Here is a 16,453-nt window from a genome sequence, read left to right as displayed (position 1 = left end):
TATAGAAGCGGGTCGCCCCCCTCGGGACGGTCTTATATCATCCGGCCAGGCCGCCGCACAACGCATGTGGAAACACTCCCGACGGGCCGATTCTTTCATGTGAAAACGCCCTGATCCACCCGGCATCGCCGGTCAAACAATATGGCGGCATGGAAAAGAATAGAATATAAGGTTCTGTGCCTCCCAACTTCTGGATTTATGCGCTCGCGAATCGCCAAACGTCTCCCCCCCGATGCCGACAAACTCGTCGGTCTCTCGCTCGCGCTTTTCGCGTCGGGCAGCCGCACCGAGGACCGCTTCTGGGAAGCGAAGCTCGATGCGTTGCTGACCAAGATCGTCCGTAACGCCAATCAGACCACGCTGGACGCCGCGCTCGACCATCTGCAGCAAAATCATCCGGATGCGTACGGCGCGCTCGCCGACATGGCGGAAACCCACAGCGAGTCGTTCATCGTCGAACATGAAGGCGTGTCTTATGAAGCGCTGCTGATCGCCGCGCCGGTGCTCGCCTGGACCCGTTACATGATTCCATCCGGCCCGCTCAAGACCGATGCGGCCGACGCCCTGCGCGCGCACCTGCAAGCACACGTGCTCGCGGCCAATACGCGCGTGGCCATGGCGCCGTTTCTGTACAGCATCGATCAGTTGCCGCGCCATCACGTGGAAACCTGGCGCATGGCGCAGCAACTTGCTCAAGCCGCCATGGCCGGCGGCAGCATCAAGCTCAATTTCGGCGAACTGCCGGAAACGTCGCCGATTCTGGCCGACCCGCGCTTCCTGCTGGCCGTGGTTGCGGCACCTGTGGGCGAGCCGACGTTTCGCTGGCAGGAGGAAGAGCACGGCAGCCGGATCGAGCGTGGGCAATGTCTCGAGCAATGGGCCACGCAAGGCGGCGCCAATCTGTCGCTGGTGTTGCCGGGCTGCGAATTCGAATGCCTGCTGCCGGACGCCTATTATTCGGCCTGCCGCGACGCCGACGAGCGCGTGCGCCCCCACACGGTGCGCACCGCCGTGCGCTATCTGTTCGACACCATCGGCGCCGCGCCGCAGGACCTGCGCGCGGTTGTCGCGGGCTTCGGCGAACGCCGCATCGACGAATATCGCGTCGGCTTCACGCGCCGCGGCAGCAATGATGTGATCTACGGCGTCGTATGGCCGCTGTACGGCCGCGAAAACGGCGAGCCGGGCATTGACGAAGAGCCGCAAGAAAGCGCCGCATCGGACGATCCCCTCGAGGAAATCGTCGCGCTGCTCAAGGAGACCGGCGTGACCGACGTGCGCCGCCATGCCGGCCGCTTCGAGCCTGAATATTGCGATGATTGCGGTGTGCCGCTCTACGCGGACCCGCTCGGCGAAATCGTCCACGCCGAAATGCCGGAAGACGCGGAACCCGCGCAGCCGCATTTTCATTGAGCATCGGCGTCGGCGCCTGACCGGGCAGCCGTCGAGTCAGAAAGCCCCGCCGCGCGCGGGGCTTTTTTACGTCATTCCTCTTATGCCTTTTGGACAGGCCGTCAAGTTGAAGGGAATTTGTCATCATAGGGACGGCGACGCATCGCATGCGTCCGGCTCCTTGGCCGGGCGCATGCATCGCGCCACTTCGCCCGAATCACCTGGAGACATGGCATGCGATTCTCGATACTCAACTCAGACGCGGAACGCCGCGATGGGCTCAAAGCGCTACTGCGGCAAATCGACCGGCTGGCGCGCTTTCACGAAGCACAAGATTGGCGCCAGGTCGTACGCGCGTTCAAACGTCAGCGGCCCGATTTGCTAGTGATCGACTGGCAGGACTGGATGTCGGTCGCGGACACCCGCCATCTACTCAGCCACTATCCGGACCTGCGGGTTGCAGTACTGACCGACCATATCTCACCGGACGTCGTGCGGGAACTCATGGACGAAGGCGTGCTCGGCGTCGTGCCCCGCGAAACCGACCCTTGCCTGATCGTGCGCGCGTTTGAAATGGTTTTGCTTGGCGGCCACTATGTGCCGCCCGGCGCGCTGGCATTGAATCCGCCGCTGCCGCCGGACGCCACGATCCGGCCGTTCGACGAAAAAAAACCGCCACCCGTCGCACCAAACTTTCCAACGGACTATCGCCCCGTCAGCAACAAATCATGCGCTGTGTCCACATGGGCAGCACCAATAAGATGATCGCGCGCACGCTCGGCATCAGCGAGGGCACGGTCAAGATCCATCTGACGAGCATCTTCCAGCAACTCGGCGCTCCCAACCGCGCCGCCGCGGTCGCGTTGTACAACGGCTGGCTGTCCGCCCAATTGCAAGTACTGCGCAACTGTGGAGAAGCTTCTACTCGTCCGGTCATGGGGCAAACCGGTGTCGTGCCGTTACGGCGCCGTACGCAGCGGCGCTTCCGCTATCCGTTGCCCGCTAACGACACGCCCAGTTCGTTGCCGATGGCGGCCGAACCGGCCCTGCCGTATGGCAACACGGCGGCTGGAGCGCCGGCACCGGAACTCGAACCGATGGGCCAGGGCCCGGCATGACGCCAGCCGGCGCTCGCGCCTTCAACCGGCACGCGCATTTCTGGCGGCGTTGCGCCGGCTGGCATGGAATCCGCTCACACCTTTTCTTATCCAACGAGTAATATGAAGACATGGGTTTCCTCTACACACCGCTTCCGTTCTGGGTCGCTGTCGGTGGCTGGATCGCCACTGCGATAGTGGTCGCGCTCGCGCTGTGGAAAAATCCTTTCAAACGACTTCAGGACGGCACATTGCAGCATGTCTGGCTCGCGATCATCGTCGCGGTGTCCGTGCTGTGGGCAAGTAACGCCTGGCTCGATGACGGCACCGTCATGCATCTGCTCGGCGCAACCCTCGTCGTCACGCTGTTCGACTGGGCGCTCGCGCTCATCGCGATGGCCGTGGTCGTTGGTCTCGCCGCCGTTGTCTTCGACGCGCCCTGGCAAGGCATCGCGCTGACCTTCCTCGTGTTCGGCGCGTTGCCTGTCGGCATTTCGACCTTGGTCCAGCGCGCCAGCATCGCCTGGCTGCCGCGCAACCTCTTCATGTTCATCCTCGGTCAGGGTTTTGTCTCGCCAGCCATCGCGGTGTCGCTCACGGCAGCCGCGGCGCTCGGCATTCACATCGTGCTGGCCGATGGTTCAATGCTCGTGGTGCCGGCCGGCTATGCGTTCAGCGTGCTCTTGCTCGCGACCGGCGAAGCCTGGTTCACCGGCATGTCGACGGCACTGATCGCGGTTTACCGTCCCGCATGGGTTACTACTTATGATGTACGCCGATACCGATTGGGTGGGCCACGCATCTGACAAGTCCGGCACAGGCAACCTGCCTGAACGTGCGCGCCGCAATACCTCAGCCGAACACATGAAGCCGGCGAACGCGTGACACGATAGAACAAAATATTTATGTCACGATTGAACTCATCCCCGGCGCGGAGCATCTTACGTGCCTCTGATCTCATAAGCGCCTAACGAACTAGATGGATCGCACCAACGTACCGCGCCGGTTGCTGCGGGTGGTCGGCCGGTTGGCAACATTTGCAGCGGGTCTCTCGCTCTCATGCATTGCTCCCGCATTCGCCGATCAGCTCGAACAGCGCAACGAGCTCGTCAACAGATTTGTCAATGAAATGCATGCCGATCCGCTAGTCGCGGACTGCGCCGCTCATGGCAACTTTGTCGCAAGCACATCCACTGCCTTCGATCATGTCGAATTTTCACCCAGTTCCTTTGACAGCGCGCACGCTTCGGTGACGCCCTGGAACGATTCGTTCGACGAAGGCAAGCAGCGTGTCAAGGTGGACAACATCGTCACCGTCGAAGGGCTCGGCATCCGTTCGGGGGGCGGCGGCGATCCGGCCGATCTGAAGTTTCGCTGCGGCTATGTGGGCGCGCAGATGCTGGCGTTCAGCTGGAACGATCCTGTGCCGCCGGCCCGTGCGCGCAGCGCCGGGCCATCGGGCTCCCAGGTCTCGTCGGGCAAGCAGAAGAGCGTGAAGGGCAAGCACACGGCAAGCGGCAAGACTGCGAAGAAAGCGAGTTCGAAGTCCTCCAAGGCGAACGCGAGCAAGTCATCGCGAACGACATCGAACAAGTCGCCCAGCAAATCCACGGCGAAGAAAACGCCGGCGAAAAAGTCTCAGTAACGAGGCAAAGAAACGCGACGGAATCAACGGCCCCGCTCCACCGGTCGTTCAGGCACCGCAATAAAAAAGAGGCACGCACTCTGCAGTGCGTGCCTCTTTTTCTTGCAACGCGCGGCTTAAACGAACGTCTCCACATGCCGCAGGATCGCCTGCAACATCGCGGCGCCGAGCGAGGCACTGCGCGCGCCGTTCCAGCCCACCCGTTCGTCGGGCAAATTGGCGTTGTCCTTGAACGGCATCTCCAGCGTCAACGACAGGCAACCGAATTCGTTGCCGATATATTTCGAAGCCAGCTTTAGCGCATCCTCGCGATATTTGCTCGCGGCATAGCCATATTTGTCCTGGAAATCAGGACTCGCCTGCTTGAACGCCTCGATGAACGCCTTCTGCTCCTGTCCCTGCCGCTCGGTGAAACCGGGCAGCATTTCGGAGCCTGCCACGAACACATAGGGCAGCGCCTCGTCGCCGTGAATATCGAAGAACAGGTCGCAGCCGGTTGCGTGAATCGCGTCGCGCACCACCAGCACTTCGGGGCTGCGCGCGGCGTCCGGTTCCATCCACTCGCGATTCAGATTCGCGCCGGCCGCATTGGTGCGCAGATTGCCGTGCACACTGCCGTCCGGGTTCATGTTCGGCACGATGTAGAACACAGCATGATCGTAAAGCTTGCGCGCGACCGGGTCGCCCGCCCAATCGCCCCAGCCCACGAGGCGCTTCACGAGACCCTCGATAAACCATTCGGCCATCGTCTCGCCTGGGTGCTGGCGTGCGATCAGCCAGACTTTCTTCTTGGGCACATCACCGGTCTGCGGCGTGCCGAGCGTAAGCAGCGACATTGGCCGACCTTCGACGGTCGCGCCCAGCTCCGTGAGCGTTGCCTGCGGCATCTGCTGCACCGCGCCGAGAAACTCCAAATGACGTTCCTCGCTGTACGGCTCGAAATACGCGTAATAGATGCGGTCGAAATCCGGCGTATGGTCGATCCTCAGCACACGGCCGTCATACGAGGTCGGCACGCGAAACCAGTTCACCCGGTCATAGCTCGCGACCGCCTGATAATCGCGCCAGCCTTCGGCAAAGGCGCACGCGGCGGCATTCTCGAAACTCATCACGCAGCGCTCGCCCGCCGCGCCGGACAAGCGGAAATAAAACCACTGCGCAAACTCCGCGTGGCTATCCGGCCGCACGCGCAGCCGTATATTGCCTGCGTCTTCGCAGGACAGCACTTCGATCGCGCCCGCGTCCAAATTGCTCGTAATCGATAACGTCATGATGTTCTTCCCTGCATGTGTGCGAGGCAGTCGCCTAGTCGCGCCTGGTCGGCGACGCGGCGGCGGAATACATAAGTGGAATCGTTCGAGGCTTCGGCGTCGAATGCGTAGCCCTCGGCGTCGAAATCCTTCAGCTGTTCCGGCGTGTTCAGGCGATTCTCGACCGCGTAGCGCGCCATCAGACCGCGCGCGCGCTTCGCGTGAAAGCTGATGATCTTGTAGCGGCCGCCCTTCCAGTCCTCGAACACCGGCGTGATGACAGGTGCTTCCAGCAGCTTCGGCTTGACCGACTTGAAGTACTCGCCCGATGCGCAATTCACCAGCACGCGCGACGCCGCGGCCTTCTTTCTTAGCTGCGCATTCAAAGCCTGCGTGATCCGTTCGCCCCAGAACGCGTATAGGTCCTTACCGCGCGGGTTGGCGAAGCGCGTGCCCATTTCGAGCCGGTACGGCTGCAGCAGATCGAGCGGACGCAGCAAGCCATACAGGCCGGACAGCACGCGCACGTGCTTCTGCGCGTAATCCAGATCGGCCGACGACAAGGTCTTCGCATTGAAGCCCTCATACACGTCGCCGTTGAATGCGAGCACCGCCTGCTTGGCGTTGTGCGTGCCGAACGTGGGCGACCATTGCGCGTAGCGCTGGAAATTGAGGTGCGCGAGCTGATCGGAAATGTCCATCAGCGATGCGATCTGCTGCGGCGACAAACGGCGCAATCCGCCGATCAATTCGGCTGCCTCGTCGACGAAATCGGGGATGGTGTGCTTCTTGACGTGCGGCGGGGTGTCGTAGTCGAGAGATTTCGCCGGCGACAGAACGATTATCATAGAGGCTTGCAGGCACGCCGTGCCTGGCGGTCAAAGACGAAAGCCAGATTGTAACGAATGCCCGGTTCCCATGCCTCACGCGGCGCCTTGCGCGTCGTCCTCGATTCCAACGTGTGGATCGATATTCTCGTGTTCGACGACCCGCACACGCGGCCGATTCGCGCCGCGCTCGAAAACGGTGCGCTGGCCGCGCTGATCGATGCGCGCTGCCTCGCCGAACTCACCTACGTGCTCGACTATCCGCAATTCGTGCATCGGAATGTGGACAAGGCCGCCGCGCTCGCGGTGGTGGCGCGGCTCGCGCAACTGGTCGAGCCCGCCGCGCCCGCGGAGAACGCGAAGCCCTTGCCCAAATGCAAGGACCGCGACGACCAGAAGTTCCTCGAACTCGCGCATGCCGCGCAGGCCGACTGGCTGGTTTCGAAAGATCGCGCGGTGTTGAGGCTCGCGAGGCGGATCGCGCGCGACTTCGGCTTTCAGATCGCTCAGCCGGCGCCGTTCGTGGCCTCGGTCTGCGTGTCAGCGGACGCCGTCGGCGAGGCTGCACCCGCATGAGCCTTGGCCGAATGGCCAACATGGATCGCCTGGCGCGCACAGCGCGCCGCGATTCCCTACAATCAGGCTTCGTCCGCTTCATACGACGCCTTTCGCTCGATTCGCCCACCCACTCGCCCACGCTTCGGACAGCGCCATGAATGCACCGCACGACACGCCCACGAGTCCCACGTTTCCGTCTCGCCTGCCCGACGTCGGCACGACGATTTTCACCGTGATGAGCGCGCTCGCCGCCGAAAAGGGCGCGGTGAATCTCGGCCAGGGCTTTCCTGACTTCGGCTGCGATCCGCGCATCGTCGACGCGGTCGCGAACGCAATGCGCGACGGCCACAATCAGTACCCGCCGATGGCCGGTGTCGCGCCGCTGCGTCAGGCAATCGCCGACAAGATCGCGAACCTGTACGGCCGCCGCTATGACGCCACCACGGAAATCACCGTCACCGCGGGCGCCACGCAAGCGTTGCTCACCGCGATTCTCTGCACGGTGCACCCCGGCGACGAAGTCGTCGTGATCGAGCCGACTTACGACAGCTATCTGCCGTCGATCGAACTGGCCGGCGGCAAGCCGGTTTTCGTCACGCTCGAGGCGCCCGATTACACGATTCCGTTCGACAAGCTCGCCGCCGCGATCACGCCGAAAACGCGGCTCCTGCTGATCAACACGCCGCACAATCCGACCGGCACGGTGTGGCGCGCCGAGGACATGCGCAAGCTCGAAGAGATCGTGCGCGGCACCAACGTGCTGATCCTCTCAGACGAAGTGTATGAACACATGGTCTACGACGGCGCGCCGCACGAGAGCGTCGCGCGCTACCCTGAACTGGCGCAGCGCAGCTTCGTGGTGTCGAGTTTCGGCAAGACGTATCACGTGACGGGCTGGAAGGTCGGCTACGTGGCCGCGCCGGCCGCCCTCACCGCGGAGTTCCGCAAGGTGCATCAGTTCAACGTGTTCACGGTCAACACGCCGATGCAGATCGGCCTCGCCGATTACATGAGAGATCCGGCGCCCTATCTGGAGCTACCCGCGTTCTATCAGAAGAAGCGCGACTTCTTCCGCGGCGGTCTCGCGAATTCGCGCTTCAAGCTGCTGCCGTGCACGGGCACGTACTTTCAGTGCGTCGATTATTCGGCGATCAGCGATCAGCCCGAAGCCGAATTCGCCCAATGGCTGACCGGCGAGATCGGCGTCGCGGCGATCCCGGTCTCGGCGTTCTATCACGAGGCGCATGAATCGGGCGTGGTGCGCTTCTGCTTTGCCAAGCAGGAGAGCACCCTCGCCACCGCGCTCGACCGGCTGGCGCGGCTCTAGGATGCCCCGCGCGATGCCGCGAACGAACCTGCGTTCCTCGCCATCGCGCGCAACGGCCAAGGCGTGCGCTGCATGCCGTGGCTCGTTTGATCGGCGCTCATTACATCAGCAGGCTCATGCGTCAGCCGGGACGCGACGCCGCGATGTACGCCTTGCGGTCCTCGGTCACACGCTGCGCGGCCGGCCTCGGGTTGATCGCCTTCACGTAGCTTTTCCAGTCCACGCCGGCGTCGAGCAGGAAATCGCGGCCGTAGACAGTCTGCGTCGCCATACCCACCAGCGGCAAACTCACATAGCCCGCCGCATCGGCGACACTGAACCGCTCGCCGCGCAAATACGGTCCGAACTTCGCAATCCGCTTGAAGCCCGCGAGGTGATGCACGAGCAGTTTTTCCACGCGCCCTTTGGTCGCCTCCGTCACCGTGCCGCCGAAGAACGCTTCCTTGTAGAGATTGCGCGCGGTAAGTTCGAGATGCACGTCGACGAACGTAATCAACTCGCGTTCCTTGGCCGCTTCCCATGGATCCGCGGAGAAAATCGCCTTGTCGGGAAAACGCGCCGCCAGATATTCGACGATGCATTGCGACTCGCACAGATCGCCGTCTTCGGTCTGAAGATAAGGCACCTTGCCGAGCGGCGAATGTTCGAGCATGGTCTCTTCCTGGCTGGGCAGCACGAAGACCTCCTCGAACGGAATGCCGTATTCGAGCAACACGAACTTCACTTTGTTGTAGTAGTTGGAAAGCGCGAAACCGCACAGCTTGATCATCGGGTGTCTCCTGTTCTTCGGGTGGTTTGAAGCCGCTCGTCAAAGTGAAAGCGGCGACCGTCGACCAATCATCCGGTAAATTGCACGAGCGTGCTAATCTAAAATAACCATGGAGTCGAGCATCACAATGACCTCTCGCAATTTCAGCATCGAAACCATCGGCATTGTCGGAACCGGCGCAATGGGCCGCGGCATTGCGCAGATTGCCGCGCTGGCCGGCCTGTCAGTGCGTCTCTACGACGCGAACCCCGTCGCGGCCGGCGCCGCGCGCGATTATCTCGCCGAGACTTTCGCCAGATTGACGGCCAAAGGCAAGCTCGATCAGGCACGCTCGGCCGCCGCGCTGGCGAAGGTCAGCGGCGCGCAGGCCGTCGGCGATCTGGCCGGTTGCGATCTCGTGATCGAGGCGATCGTTGAAAAGCTCGACGTGAAGCAGGCCTTGTTCCGCGAACTCGAAACCGTGGTGAGCGGCCGTTGCGTGCTCGCGTCCAATACCTCGTCGCTGTCGATCACGGCGATTGCGGCGGGCTGCATCGACCCGTCGCGCGTGGTCGGTTATCACTTCTTCAATCCGGTGCCGTTGATGAAGGTCGTCGAAGTGATCGACGGTCTGCGCGGCGACCCGGCGGCAGGCGACGCGCTGATGGATCTCGCGCGCCGCATGGGCCACACGCCGGTGCGCGCGAAAGACATGCCCGGCTTCATCGTGAATCATGCGGGCCGCGGCATGAACACCGAGGGCCTGCGCGTGGCCGGCGAAGGGGTGGCGAGCTTTGCCGACATCGACCGCATCATGCGCGAACAGGCGGGCTTTCGCCTCGGACCGTTCGAACTGCTCGATCTGACCGCGCTCGACGTGTCGCATCCGGTGATGGAGTCGATCTATCACCAGTTCTATGAAGAGCCGCGCTTCACGCCGTCGCCGATCACCGGCACGCGGCTCGCGGGCGGGCTGATCGGCCGCAAGACCGGCGAAGGTTTTTACCGCTACGAAGACGGCAAGCAGCAAGTCCCCGCCGAAGCGCCCGCGCCAACTGAACTGCCCCAAAGCGTGTGGATCAGCAAGCGCTATCCGCAAGCTTATGAAGCCGTCGCGCAACTCGTGAATCATGCCGGCGTGAAGCTCGACGACGGCGCCACGCCGGCGGCGGATTCCCTGATCGTCGTCACGCCGTTCGGTCACGACGCAACCACCGCCGCGGTCGACGAAGCGCTCGACGCCACCCGCGTCGTCGCGATCGACGCCCTCTTCCCGCTCGTCGGCGCGCAACGCCGCACGCTGATGACCACGCCCGCCACCCGCCGCGCCGCGCGTGACACCGCCCATGCGCTGTTCGCCGCCGACGGCATTCCCGTCACCGTGATCCGCGACTCGACCGGCTTCGTCACGCAACGCGTGGTGGCGACGATCGTCAATATCGGCTGCGACATCGCGCAAAAACAGATCGCCACGCCCGAAGATATCGACCTCGCCGTGATGCTCGGCCTCGGCTATCCGCGCGGACCGCTCGCTCTCGGCGACGCACTCGGCGCACCAACCATCCTCACGATCCTGCGCAACATCTTCAGCGTGCTCGGCGAGCCGCGCTACCGGCCGTCGCCCTGGCTCGCACGGCGCGCGCAACTCGGCATGCCGCTGACACAACGCGACGCCGCCGACAGCCCAACGGAGGCGCAACAATGAGCGCCGAACTGCTGACCTCGCGCCCGACCGAAAGCGAATCGACGCTCGTTCTCACGCTGTCGAATCCCGGCGCGCGCAACGCGCTGCATCCCGACATGTACGCGGCGGGCATCGAGGCGCTCGAATCCGTGGAGCGCGATCCGTCGATTCGCGCCGTCGTGATTACCGGCGCCGACAACTTTTTTTGCGCGGGCGGCAATCTGAACCGCTTGCTGGAAAACCGCGCGAAAGATCCGTCCGTGCAAGCGCAAAGCATCGATCTTCTGGGCGAATGGATTTCGGCGCTGCGCCTGTCGTCCAAGCCGGTGATCGCCGCGGTCGACGGCGCCGCCGCCGGAGCGGGATTCTCGCTTGCGCTCGCGTGCGACCTGATCGTTGCCGCGGACGACGCCAAATTCGTGATGTCGTATGCGCGCGTCGGCCTCACACCCGATGGCGGCGGCTCGTGGTTTCTCGCCCGAGCCTTGCCGCGTCAGTTGGCAACCGAGGTGCTGATCGAAGGCAAGCCGATCGGCGCCGCGCGCCTGCACGAGCTCGGCGTGGTCAACAAGCTGGCGAAGACCGGCGCCGTGCGCGACGCCGCCGTCGCATGGGCCGACGAACTCGGCAAGATTTCGCCGAATTCGATTGCGCGCATCAAAGGGCTGATCGGCGCGGCCGGCGCGCAGCCGCTCGCCGAACATCTGGTCGCGGAGCGCGACAGTTTTGTCGCGTCACTGCATCACCGGGATGGCCTTGAAGGAATTTCCGCGTTCCTGGAAAAGCGCGCGCCCGTGTACAAGTGAACGAAGTGTGAACCAAGGGTGAACGAAGACAATGCCTGACTATCAACTGCCCAAACGCCGCCGCATCTTTCTGATGCGTCATGGCGACGTCACCTACTTCGACGATTCCGGCCGCACCATCGATCCTGAAACCGTACCGTTGAATGCGAACGGCCGCGAGCAGGCGAGCGCCGCGGGCCGCGTGTTCGCGGAGCAGCAGGTCCGGTTCGATCGGGTGATCGTCAGCGGTTTGCCGCGTACCATCGAAACCGCCCAGCGCGTATTGGCCGAGACGGGCCAGCAGATCGAACTCGAAGTCGAGCCCGCATGGCAGGAGATTCGCGGCGGCAAGCTCGGCAGCGTTCCATTACAGGATATCGAAGCGGCTTTTCTCGGCGTGTTCGACGGCATCGTGCCGGAAAGCACGCGCTTTCTCGAAGGCGAGACGATCGGCGCGCTGTTCGATCGCGTCTTGCCCGCGGTGGCCGCGCTGCGCGAGGACACGTCGTGGGATACCGTGCTGCTCGTGCTGCATGGCGGCGTGAATCGCGCGATCCTGTCGCATGCGATCACTGCGGGCGGCCGGACGTTTTTCGGCCATCTCGCGCAGGCCACCGGCTGCATCAACGCGCTCGACGTCGGCGCCGCGCCGCGCGACTGGGTGCTGCGCACGATCAACTATTCACCGCCGTCGCCGCTGCATCGCGACATCCGCAATACGACGATGGAAATCCTCTACGCACAATTCATTCAATACAAGCGTAGCTGAATCCGAACCGGAGGAGACACATGGTGCAAGCCACACAGAGCGGCGAACCAGAGCGCAAACCGGATTACTCCGCCTTCGAGGGCACGCGCCCGGTCAATGAGCGGCAACGCTTCGACAGCGACGCGCTCGCAGCGTGGCTGTCGAAGCATGTGGACGGCTTTGCCGGGCCGCTCACCGTCGAGCAATTCGCCGGCGGCCAGTCCAATCCCACGTTCAAGCTGGTCACGCCGTCCCGTTCCTACGTGATGCGTGCGAAGCCCGGCCCCGCTGCGAAGCTGTTGCCGTCCGCGCACGCCGTCGAGCGTGAATACCGCGTGATGCATGCGCTCGCCGGCAGCGACGTGCCGGTCGCGGCAATGCTCGCCTTGTGCGAGGACGAAAGCGTGATCGGCCGCGCGTTCTACGTGATGGAGTTCGTCGCAGGCCGCGTGTTGTGGGATCAGTCCTTGCCCGGCATGACGCCGGCGGAGCGCGGGGCCATTTACGACGAAATGAATCGCGTGATCGCCGCGCTGCACAGCGTCGACGTCGCGGCCGTGGGTCTCGCCGATTACGGCAAACCCGGCAACTACTTCGCGCGCCAGATCGGCCGCTGGAGCAAGCAGTACGTCGCGTCGGAAACCGAGCCCATCGACGCGATGCAGCGCCTGATCGAATGGCTGCCGCAGCATATGCCGGCCGAAACCGGCGAGCGCGCGTCGATCGTGCATGGCGACTACCGGCTCGACAATCTGATCTTCCATCCTCATGAACCGCGCGTGCTCGCCGTGCTCGACTGGGAATTGTCGACGCTCGGCGATCCGCTCGCCGACTTCGCCTATCACTGCATGGCGTGGCACGTCGATCCGGCGCAATTCCGCGGCATTGCGGGCCTCGACTGGGCCGCTCTCGGCATTCCCGACGAAGCACGGTATGTCGAGCGCTATTGCCAGCGCACCGGCTTCGAGATTCACGGCGACTGGAATTTCTATCTGGCGTACAACATGTTCCGCATCGCCGCGATCCTGCAGGGGATCATGAAGCGCGTCGTCGACGGCACGGCGGCCAGCGCGCAGGCGCTCGACGCCGGCCGTCGCGCGAAGCCGATGGCCGAACTCGCCTGGCGCTATGCGCAGAAGGTGCGCTAAGCGTATCCGCGTACCGGTTGCACTGCATCTGCTGCCGAACACTGTCATCCGTTATCCGCGAGGTCATACATGAATTTCGATTACACCCCGAAGGTTCAGGCGCTGCGCGAGAAACTGCTCGCTTTCTTCGAGGAGCACATTTATCCGAACGAGCAGGCGTTCTACGCGGAGATCGCGCGTAATCGCGAGAACGGCAACGCATGGCTGCCGACCGAACTGATCGAGCAACTCAAACAGAAGGCGCGCGACGCCGGTTTGTGGAACCTGTTCCTGCCGGAATCGGTGCGCGGCGCCGGTCTCACGAATCTCGAATACGCGCCGCTATGCGAGATCATGGGCCGCGTGCCCTGGGCGCCGGAAGTGTTCAACTGCAACGCGCCCGACACCGGCAACATGGAAACGATCGAGCGCTACGGCAGCGAGGACAACAAGCGCGAATGGCTCGAACCGCTGCTGCAAGGCCAGATCCGTTCGGCGTTCCTGATGACGGAGCCCGAGGTGGCATCGTCGGACGCGACCAATATCCAGACGAGCATCGTGCGCGACGGCGATTACTACGTGATCAACGGCCACAAGTGGTGGTCGTCCGGTGCGGGCGATCCGCGCTGCAAGATCTACATCGTGATGGGAAAAACCGACCCCGAGGCGCCGCGCCATCAGCAGCAGTCAATGATTCTCGTACCCGCCGACGCCACCGGCGTCACCGTGCACCGCCCTCTCAGCGTGTTCGGCTACGACGACGCGCCGCACGGCCACATGGAAATCACGCTCGAAAACGTGCGCGTGCCGGCCACCAACCTGCTGCTCGGCGAGGGCCGCGGCTTCGAGATCGCGCAAGGCCGCCTCGGACCGGGACGCATCCATCACTGCATGCGTTTGATCGGTCTTGCCGAGCGGGCGCTCGAACTGATGTCGAAACGCTCGCTGCAACGCGTCGCATTCGGCAAGCCGGTCGCGGCGCAAGGCGTCACGCAGGAGCGCATCGCCGAGGCACGTTGCATGATCGAACAGGCGCGCCTCCTGACGCTGAAGACCGCGTACATGATGGACACCGTCGGCAACAAGGGCGCGCGCGGCGAGATCGCGATGATCAAGGTGGTCGCGCCGAACATGGCGTGCCAGGTGATCGACTGGGCGATTCAGGCGCACGGCGGCGGCGGCGTCAGCGATGACTTTCCGCTCGCGTATGCGTACGCATCGGCACGAACGCTGCGCTTCGCCGATGGTCCGGACGAAGTTCACCGCAACGCGATCGCCAAGCTCGAACTGGCGCGCTACCTGGATGCCGGCGCAACGGCTGCCGTGGAGACGCCGGTCACGCGCGTTTGAGGTTGAAGTCTCGCATCGGCGGCTAGGCTGTGCTCGCGGCGCGGCCAGCAGCATCGTGTGATCTATGCTCTAATTTTCGTCACCAGCGGCGCCCTTTGCGGCGCCGCTTTCACGATAGAAAGGAGCCACGATGATCGACGTCTATAGCTGGGCGACCCCGAACGGCCACAAGGTTCACATCATGCTCGAGGAGACGGGCCTCGCGTACACCGTGCACGGCGTGAATATCGGCGCGGGCGATCAGTTCAATCCCGAGTTTCTCGCGATCAGCCCCAACAACAAGATCCCGGCGATCACCGACTCCGAAGGGCCCAGAGGCGCCGACGGCAAGCCGTTCGCGCTGTTCGAATCGGGCGCGATTCTGATTTATCTCGCCGAGAAAACCGGCAAGTTTCTGCCGACCGACCCCGCTGCGCGCTATTCGGTGCTGCAATGGCTGATGTTTCAGATGGGCGGGCTCGGCCCGATGCTCGGACAAACGCACCACTTCCGCGTCTACGCGCCGGAGCCGATCGAATACGCGATCAATCGCTACACGAACGAGACGCGGCGCCTGTACGGCGTGATGGATACGCAACTCGGCAAGACGCAGTACCTCGCCGGCAACGACTATACGATCGCGGATATCGCCGCGTTTCCGTGGACACGCTCGTGGCAAAACCAGGGCATCGAACTGGATGCCTTTCCGAATGTGAAGCGCTGGCATGAAGCGATCGCCGCGCGTCCGGCAGTGGTGCGCGGCGTCGAAGTACTGGCGTCCGCCCGCAAGGCGCTGATGGACGACAAGGCCAAAGAGATTCTGTTCGGCGCGACGCAATACGCGAAACATTAGTTTCGTGCGCGGTGCTGGCGGCTCGTCAGTCCGCTGACAGCGTCAGTGAAAAGCGCGAGCCGGCATTCGTGCCGCTCGCGCTTTTTTGCGAATCTGTGCGGCGAGCCGAACGCCGGCTAGAAGTAATGCCGCGTGATGAATTCCGCGACGCAGACCGGCCGCTCGCTGCCCTGCCGTTCCAACGTCACATTCCACACGACTTGCACGCCGTCGCTGTCGATATCCGTGACCGATGCCACGGCGAAGTGAGCGCGCAACTGCGAGCCGACCGGCACCGGCGACGTGAATCGCACGCGGTTCAATCCACAATTGACGCCCATGCGCTGCTCGAGCGCCACCGTCTTTTCGAGCAGGACCGGAATCAGCGAGAGCGTCAGGAATCCATGCGCGACCGGACCGCCGAATGGCGACTCGCGCCGCGCCCGTTCGGAGTCGACGTGAATCCACTGATGATCGCCGGTAGCGTCGGCGAAACGATCGACGCTCGCCTGATCGACCGTCAACCATTCGCTCACGAGCGGCTCGGCGCCTACCAGCGCGCGTAAGGCCGCTGCCGTGCCGAACGTCGCGGCGGACGCCGCGCTGCCCGTCACGACGCGGCGCCCGGATTGCGCAGCCCGAACAACGCCTTCGAGCGCACGGTTATCACCGTTTCGCCATGCTGGTTGATCCCTTCCCACTGCGTCGACACGATGCCGCGATCCGGCTTGCTCGCCGAGACGCGCTTGTCGAGCACGGCGTTCATCATCGTGATGGTGTCGCCGACGCGCACCGGCTTTAACCAGCGGATCTCGTCGATGCCGGGCGAGCCCATCGACGTGGACCCCGCTATCGCGTTGCGCACCAGCATGCCCATCATGACCGAGCAGGTATGCCAGCCGCTTGCCACCAATCCGCCGAATGGCGACTCGGCGGCCGCGGCGTCGTCCAGGTGAAACGGCTGCGGATCGAACTTCTCCGCGAACGCGATGATCTCTTCACGCGTGAACGTGTGCTTGCCGATCTCCGTGGTCGTGCCGACAACCATGTCCTCGAAACTCAAACCCATCGTCGCACCTCTTTCTTATCCGATTCGACCGGCTG

General features: G+C 63.5%; 16 protein-coding genes and 1 pseudogene. 12 read left to right on the top strand and 5 right to left on the bottom strand.

Features of this window, described 5'->3' with window-relative positions; all coding sequences use genetic code 11:
* Positions 1–198: 198 nt before the first annotated feature.
* The 4 genes and pseudogenes from ACOCG7_RS17470 to ACOCG7_RS17455 all read left to right on the top strand — a co-directional run bounded on the left by ACOCG7_RS17470 (position 199) and on the right by ACOCG7_RS17455 (position 4,134).
* A complete protein-coding gene (locus ACOCG7_RS17470) occupies positions 199–1,413 on the top strand; it encodes a DUF2863 family protein (protein ID WP_114162141.1) in 1,215 nt (404 codons plus the stop codon).
* A 213-nt stretch (positions 1,414–1,626) separates the two neighbouring features.
* A pseudogene (locus ACOCG7_RS17465) lies at positions 1,627–2,510 on the top strand (response regulator transcription factor).
* A 110-nt stretch (positions 2,511–2,620) separates the two neighbouring features.
* Positions 2,621–3,295: an energy-coupling factor ABC transporter permease gene (locus ACOCG7_RS17460; protein ID WP_073432418.1), complete on the top strand. Its 675-nt coding sequence runs from the start codon at positions 2,621–2,623 to the stop codon at positions 3,293–3,295.
* Positions 3,296–3,468: 173 nt separating this feature from the next.
* Positions 3,469–4,134, top strand: a complete 666-nt coding sequence (locus tag ACOCG7_RS17455; RefSeq protein ID WP_114162140.1) for a BspC domain-containing protein — start codon at positions 3,469–3,471, stop codon at positions 4,132–4,134.
* A 116-nt stretch (positions 4,135–4,250) separates the two neighbouring features.
* Here the strand turns inward: ACOCG7_RS17455 and ACOCG7_RS17450 are convergent, their stop codons facing one another.
* Positions 4,251–5,405, bottom strand: coding sequence for a M14 family metallopeptidase (locus ACOCG7_RS17450; RefSeq protein ID WP_114162139.1), 1,155 nt, complete (start codon positions 5,403–5,405; stop codon positions 4,251–4,253).
* The gene (yaaA, locus tag ACOCG7_RS17445) at positions 5,402–6,232 is read right to left on the bottom strand and encodes a peroxide stress protein YaaA (protein ID WP_114162138.1); all 831 of its coding nucleotides are present in this window, start codon (positions 6,230–6,232) and stop codon (positions 5,402–5,404) included. The genes ACOCG7_RS17450 and yaaA overlap by 4 nt, the downstream gene beginning before the upstream one ends.
* 57 nt (positions 6,233–6,289) lie before the next feature.
* Here yaaA and ACOCG7_RS17440 point away from each other — a divergent pair, with 57 nt between their 5' ends.
* Both ACOCG7_RS17440 and ACOCG7_RS17435 read left to right on the top strand, forming a co-directional pair.
* Positions 6,290–6,787, top strand: a complete 498-nt coding sequence (locus ACOCG7_RS17440) for a putative toxin-antitoxin system toxin component, PIN family (RefSeq protein WP_073432422.1) — start codon at positions 6,290–6,292, stop codon at positions 6,785–6,787.
* 136 nt (positions 6,788–6,923) lie between these two features.
* Complete coding sequence (locus ACOCG7_RS17435) at positions 6,924–8,096, top strand: pyridoxal phosphate-dependent aminotransferase (protein WP_073432423.1); 1,173 nt, start codon at positions 6,924–6,926, stop codon at positions 8,094–8,096.
* 121 nt (positions 8,097–8,217) lie between these two features.
* On the opposite strand, the gene ACOCG7_RS17430 is transcribed toward ACOCG7_RS17435, so the two are convergent.
* Positions 8,218–8,865 (bottom strand): glutathione S-transferase family protein, encoded by a 648-nt coding sequence (locus ACOCG7_RS17430; RefSeq protein WP_073432424.1) that lies wholly within the window; start codon positions 8,863–8,865, stop codon positions 8,218–8,220.
* Between the two features lie 127 nt (positions 8,866–8,992).
* Here ACOCG7_RS17430 and ACOCG7_RS17425 point away from each other — a divergent pair, with 127 nt between their 5' ends.
* From ACOCG7_RS17425 to ACOCG7_RS17400, 6 genes are all read left to right on the top strand, one after another.
* Positions 8,993–10,549, top strand: coding sequence for a 3-hydroxyacyl-CoA dehydrogenase (locus tag ACOCG7_RS17425; RefSeq protein WP_073432446.1), 1,557 nt, complete (start codon positions 8,993–8,995; stop codon positions 10,547–10,549).
* Positions 10,546–11,334: an oxepin-CoA hydrolase, alternative type gene (locus ACOCG7_RS17420; RefSeq protein ID WP_073432425.1), complete on the top strand. Its 789-nt coding sequence runs from the start codon at positions 10,546–10,548 to the stop codon at positions 11,332–11,334. Before ACOCG7_RS17425 ends, ACOCG7_RS17420 begins: the two co-directional genes overlap by 4 nt.
* A 31-nt stretch (positions 11,335–11,365) precedes the next feature.
* Positions 11,366–12,082: a histidine phosphatase family protein gene (locus ACOCG7_RS17415; protein ID WP_073432426.1), complete on the top strand. Its 717-nt coding sequence runs from the start codon at positions 11,366–11,368 to the stop codon at positions 12,080–12,082.
* 20 nt (positions 12,083–12,102) lie between these two features.
* Entirely contained in the window at positions 12,103–13,209 is a 1,107-nt protein-coding gene (locus tag ACOCG7_RS17410) for a phosphotransferase (RefSeq protein ID WP_073432427.1), read from the top strand.
* A gap of 69 nt (positions 13,210–13,278) precedes the next feature.
* Positions 13,279–14,538: an acyl-CoA dehydrogenase family protein gene (locus ACOCG7_RS17405; protein ID WP_073432428.1), complete on the top strand. Its 1,260-nt coding sequence runs from the start codon at positions 13,279–13,281 to the stop codon at positions 14,536–14,538.
* A gap of 130 nt (positions 14,539–14,668) precedes the next feature.
* Positions 14,669–15,370, top strand: coding sequence for a glutathione binding-like protein (locus ACOCG7_RS17400; protein ID WP_073432429.1), 702 nt, complete (start codon positions 14,669–14,671; stop codon positions 15,368–15,370).
* Positions 15,371–15,486: 116 nt separating this feature from the next.
* Here ACOCG7_RS17400 and ACOCG7_RS17395 read toward each other — a convergent pair whose 3' ends face one another.
* A complete protein-coding gene (locus tag ACOCG7_RS17395; protein ID WP_073432430.1) occupies positions 15,487–15,963 on the bottom strand; it encodes a MaoC family dehydratase in 477 nt (158 codons plus the stop codon).
* A complete protein-coding gene (locus tag ACOCG7_RS17390) occupies positions 15,960–16,418 on the bottom strand; it encodes a MaoC family dehydratase (protein ID WP_073432431.1) in 459 nt (152 codons plus the stop codon). Before ACOCG7_RS17390 ends, ACOCG7_RS17395 begins: the two co-directional genes overlap by 4 nt.
* Positions 16,419–16,453 lie beyond the last annotated feature (35 nt).

It is taken from the genome of Paraburkholderia sp. DD10, from assembly GCF_049177125.1.
Lineage (GTDB): Bacteria > Pseudomonadota > Gammaproteobacteria > Burkholderiales > Burkholderiaceae > Paraburkholderia > Paraburkholderia terricola.
This window is presented reverse-complemented; position numbering and strand designations above follow the sequence as displayed.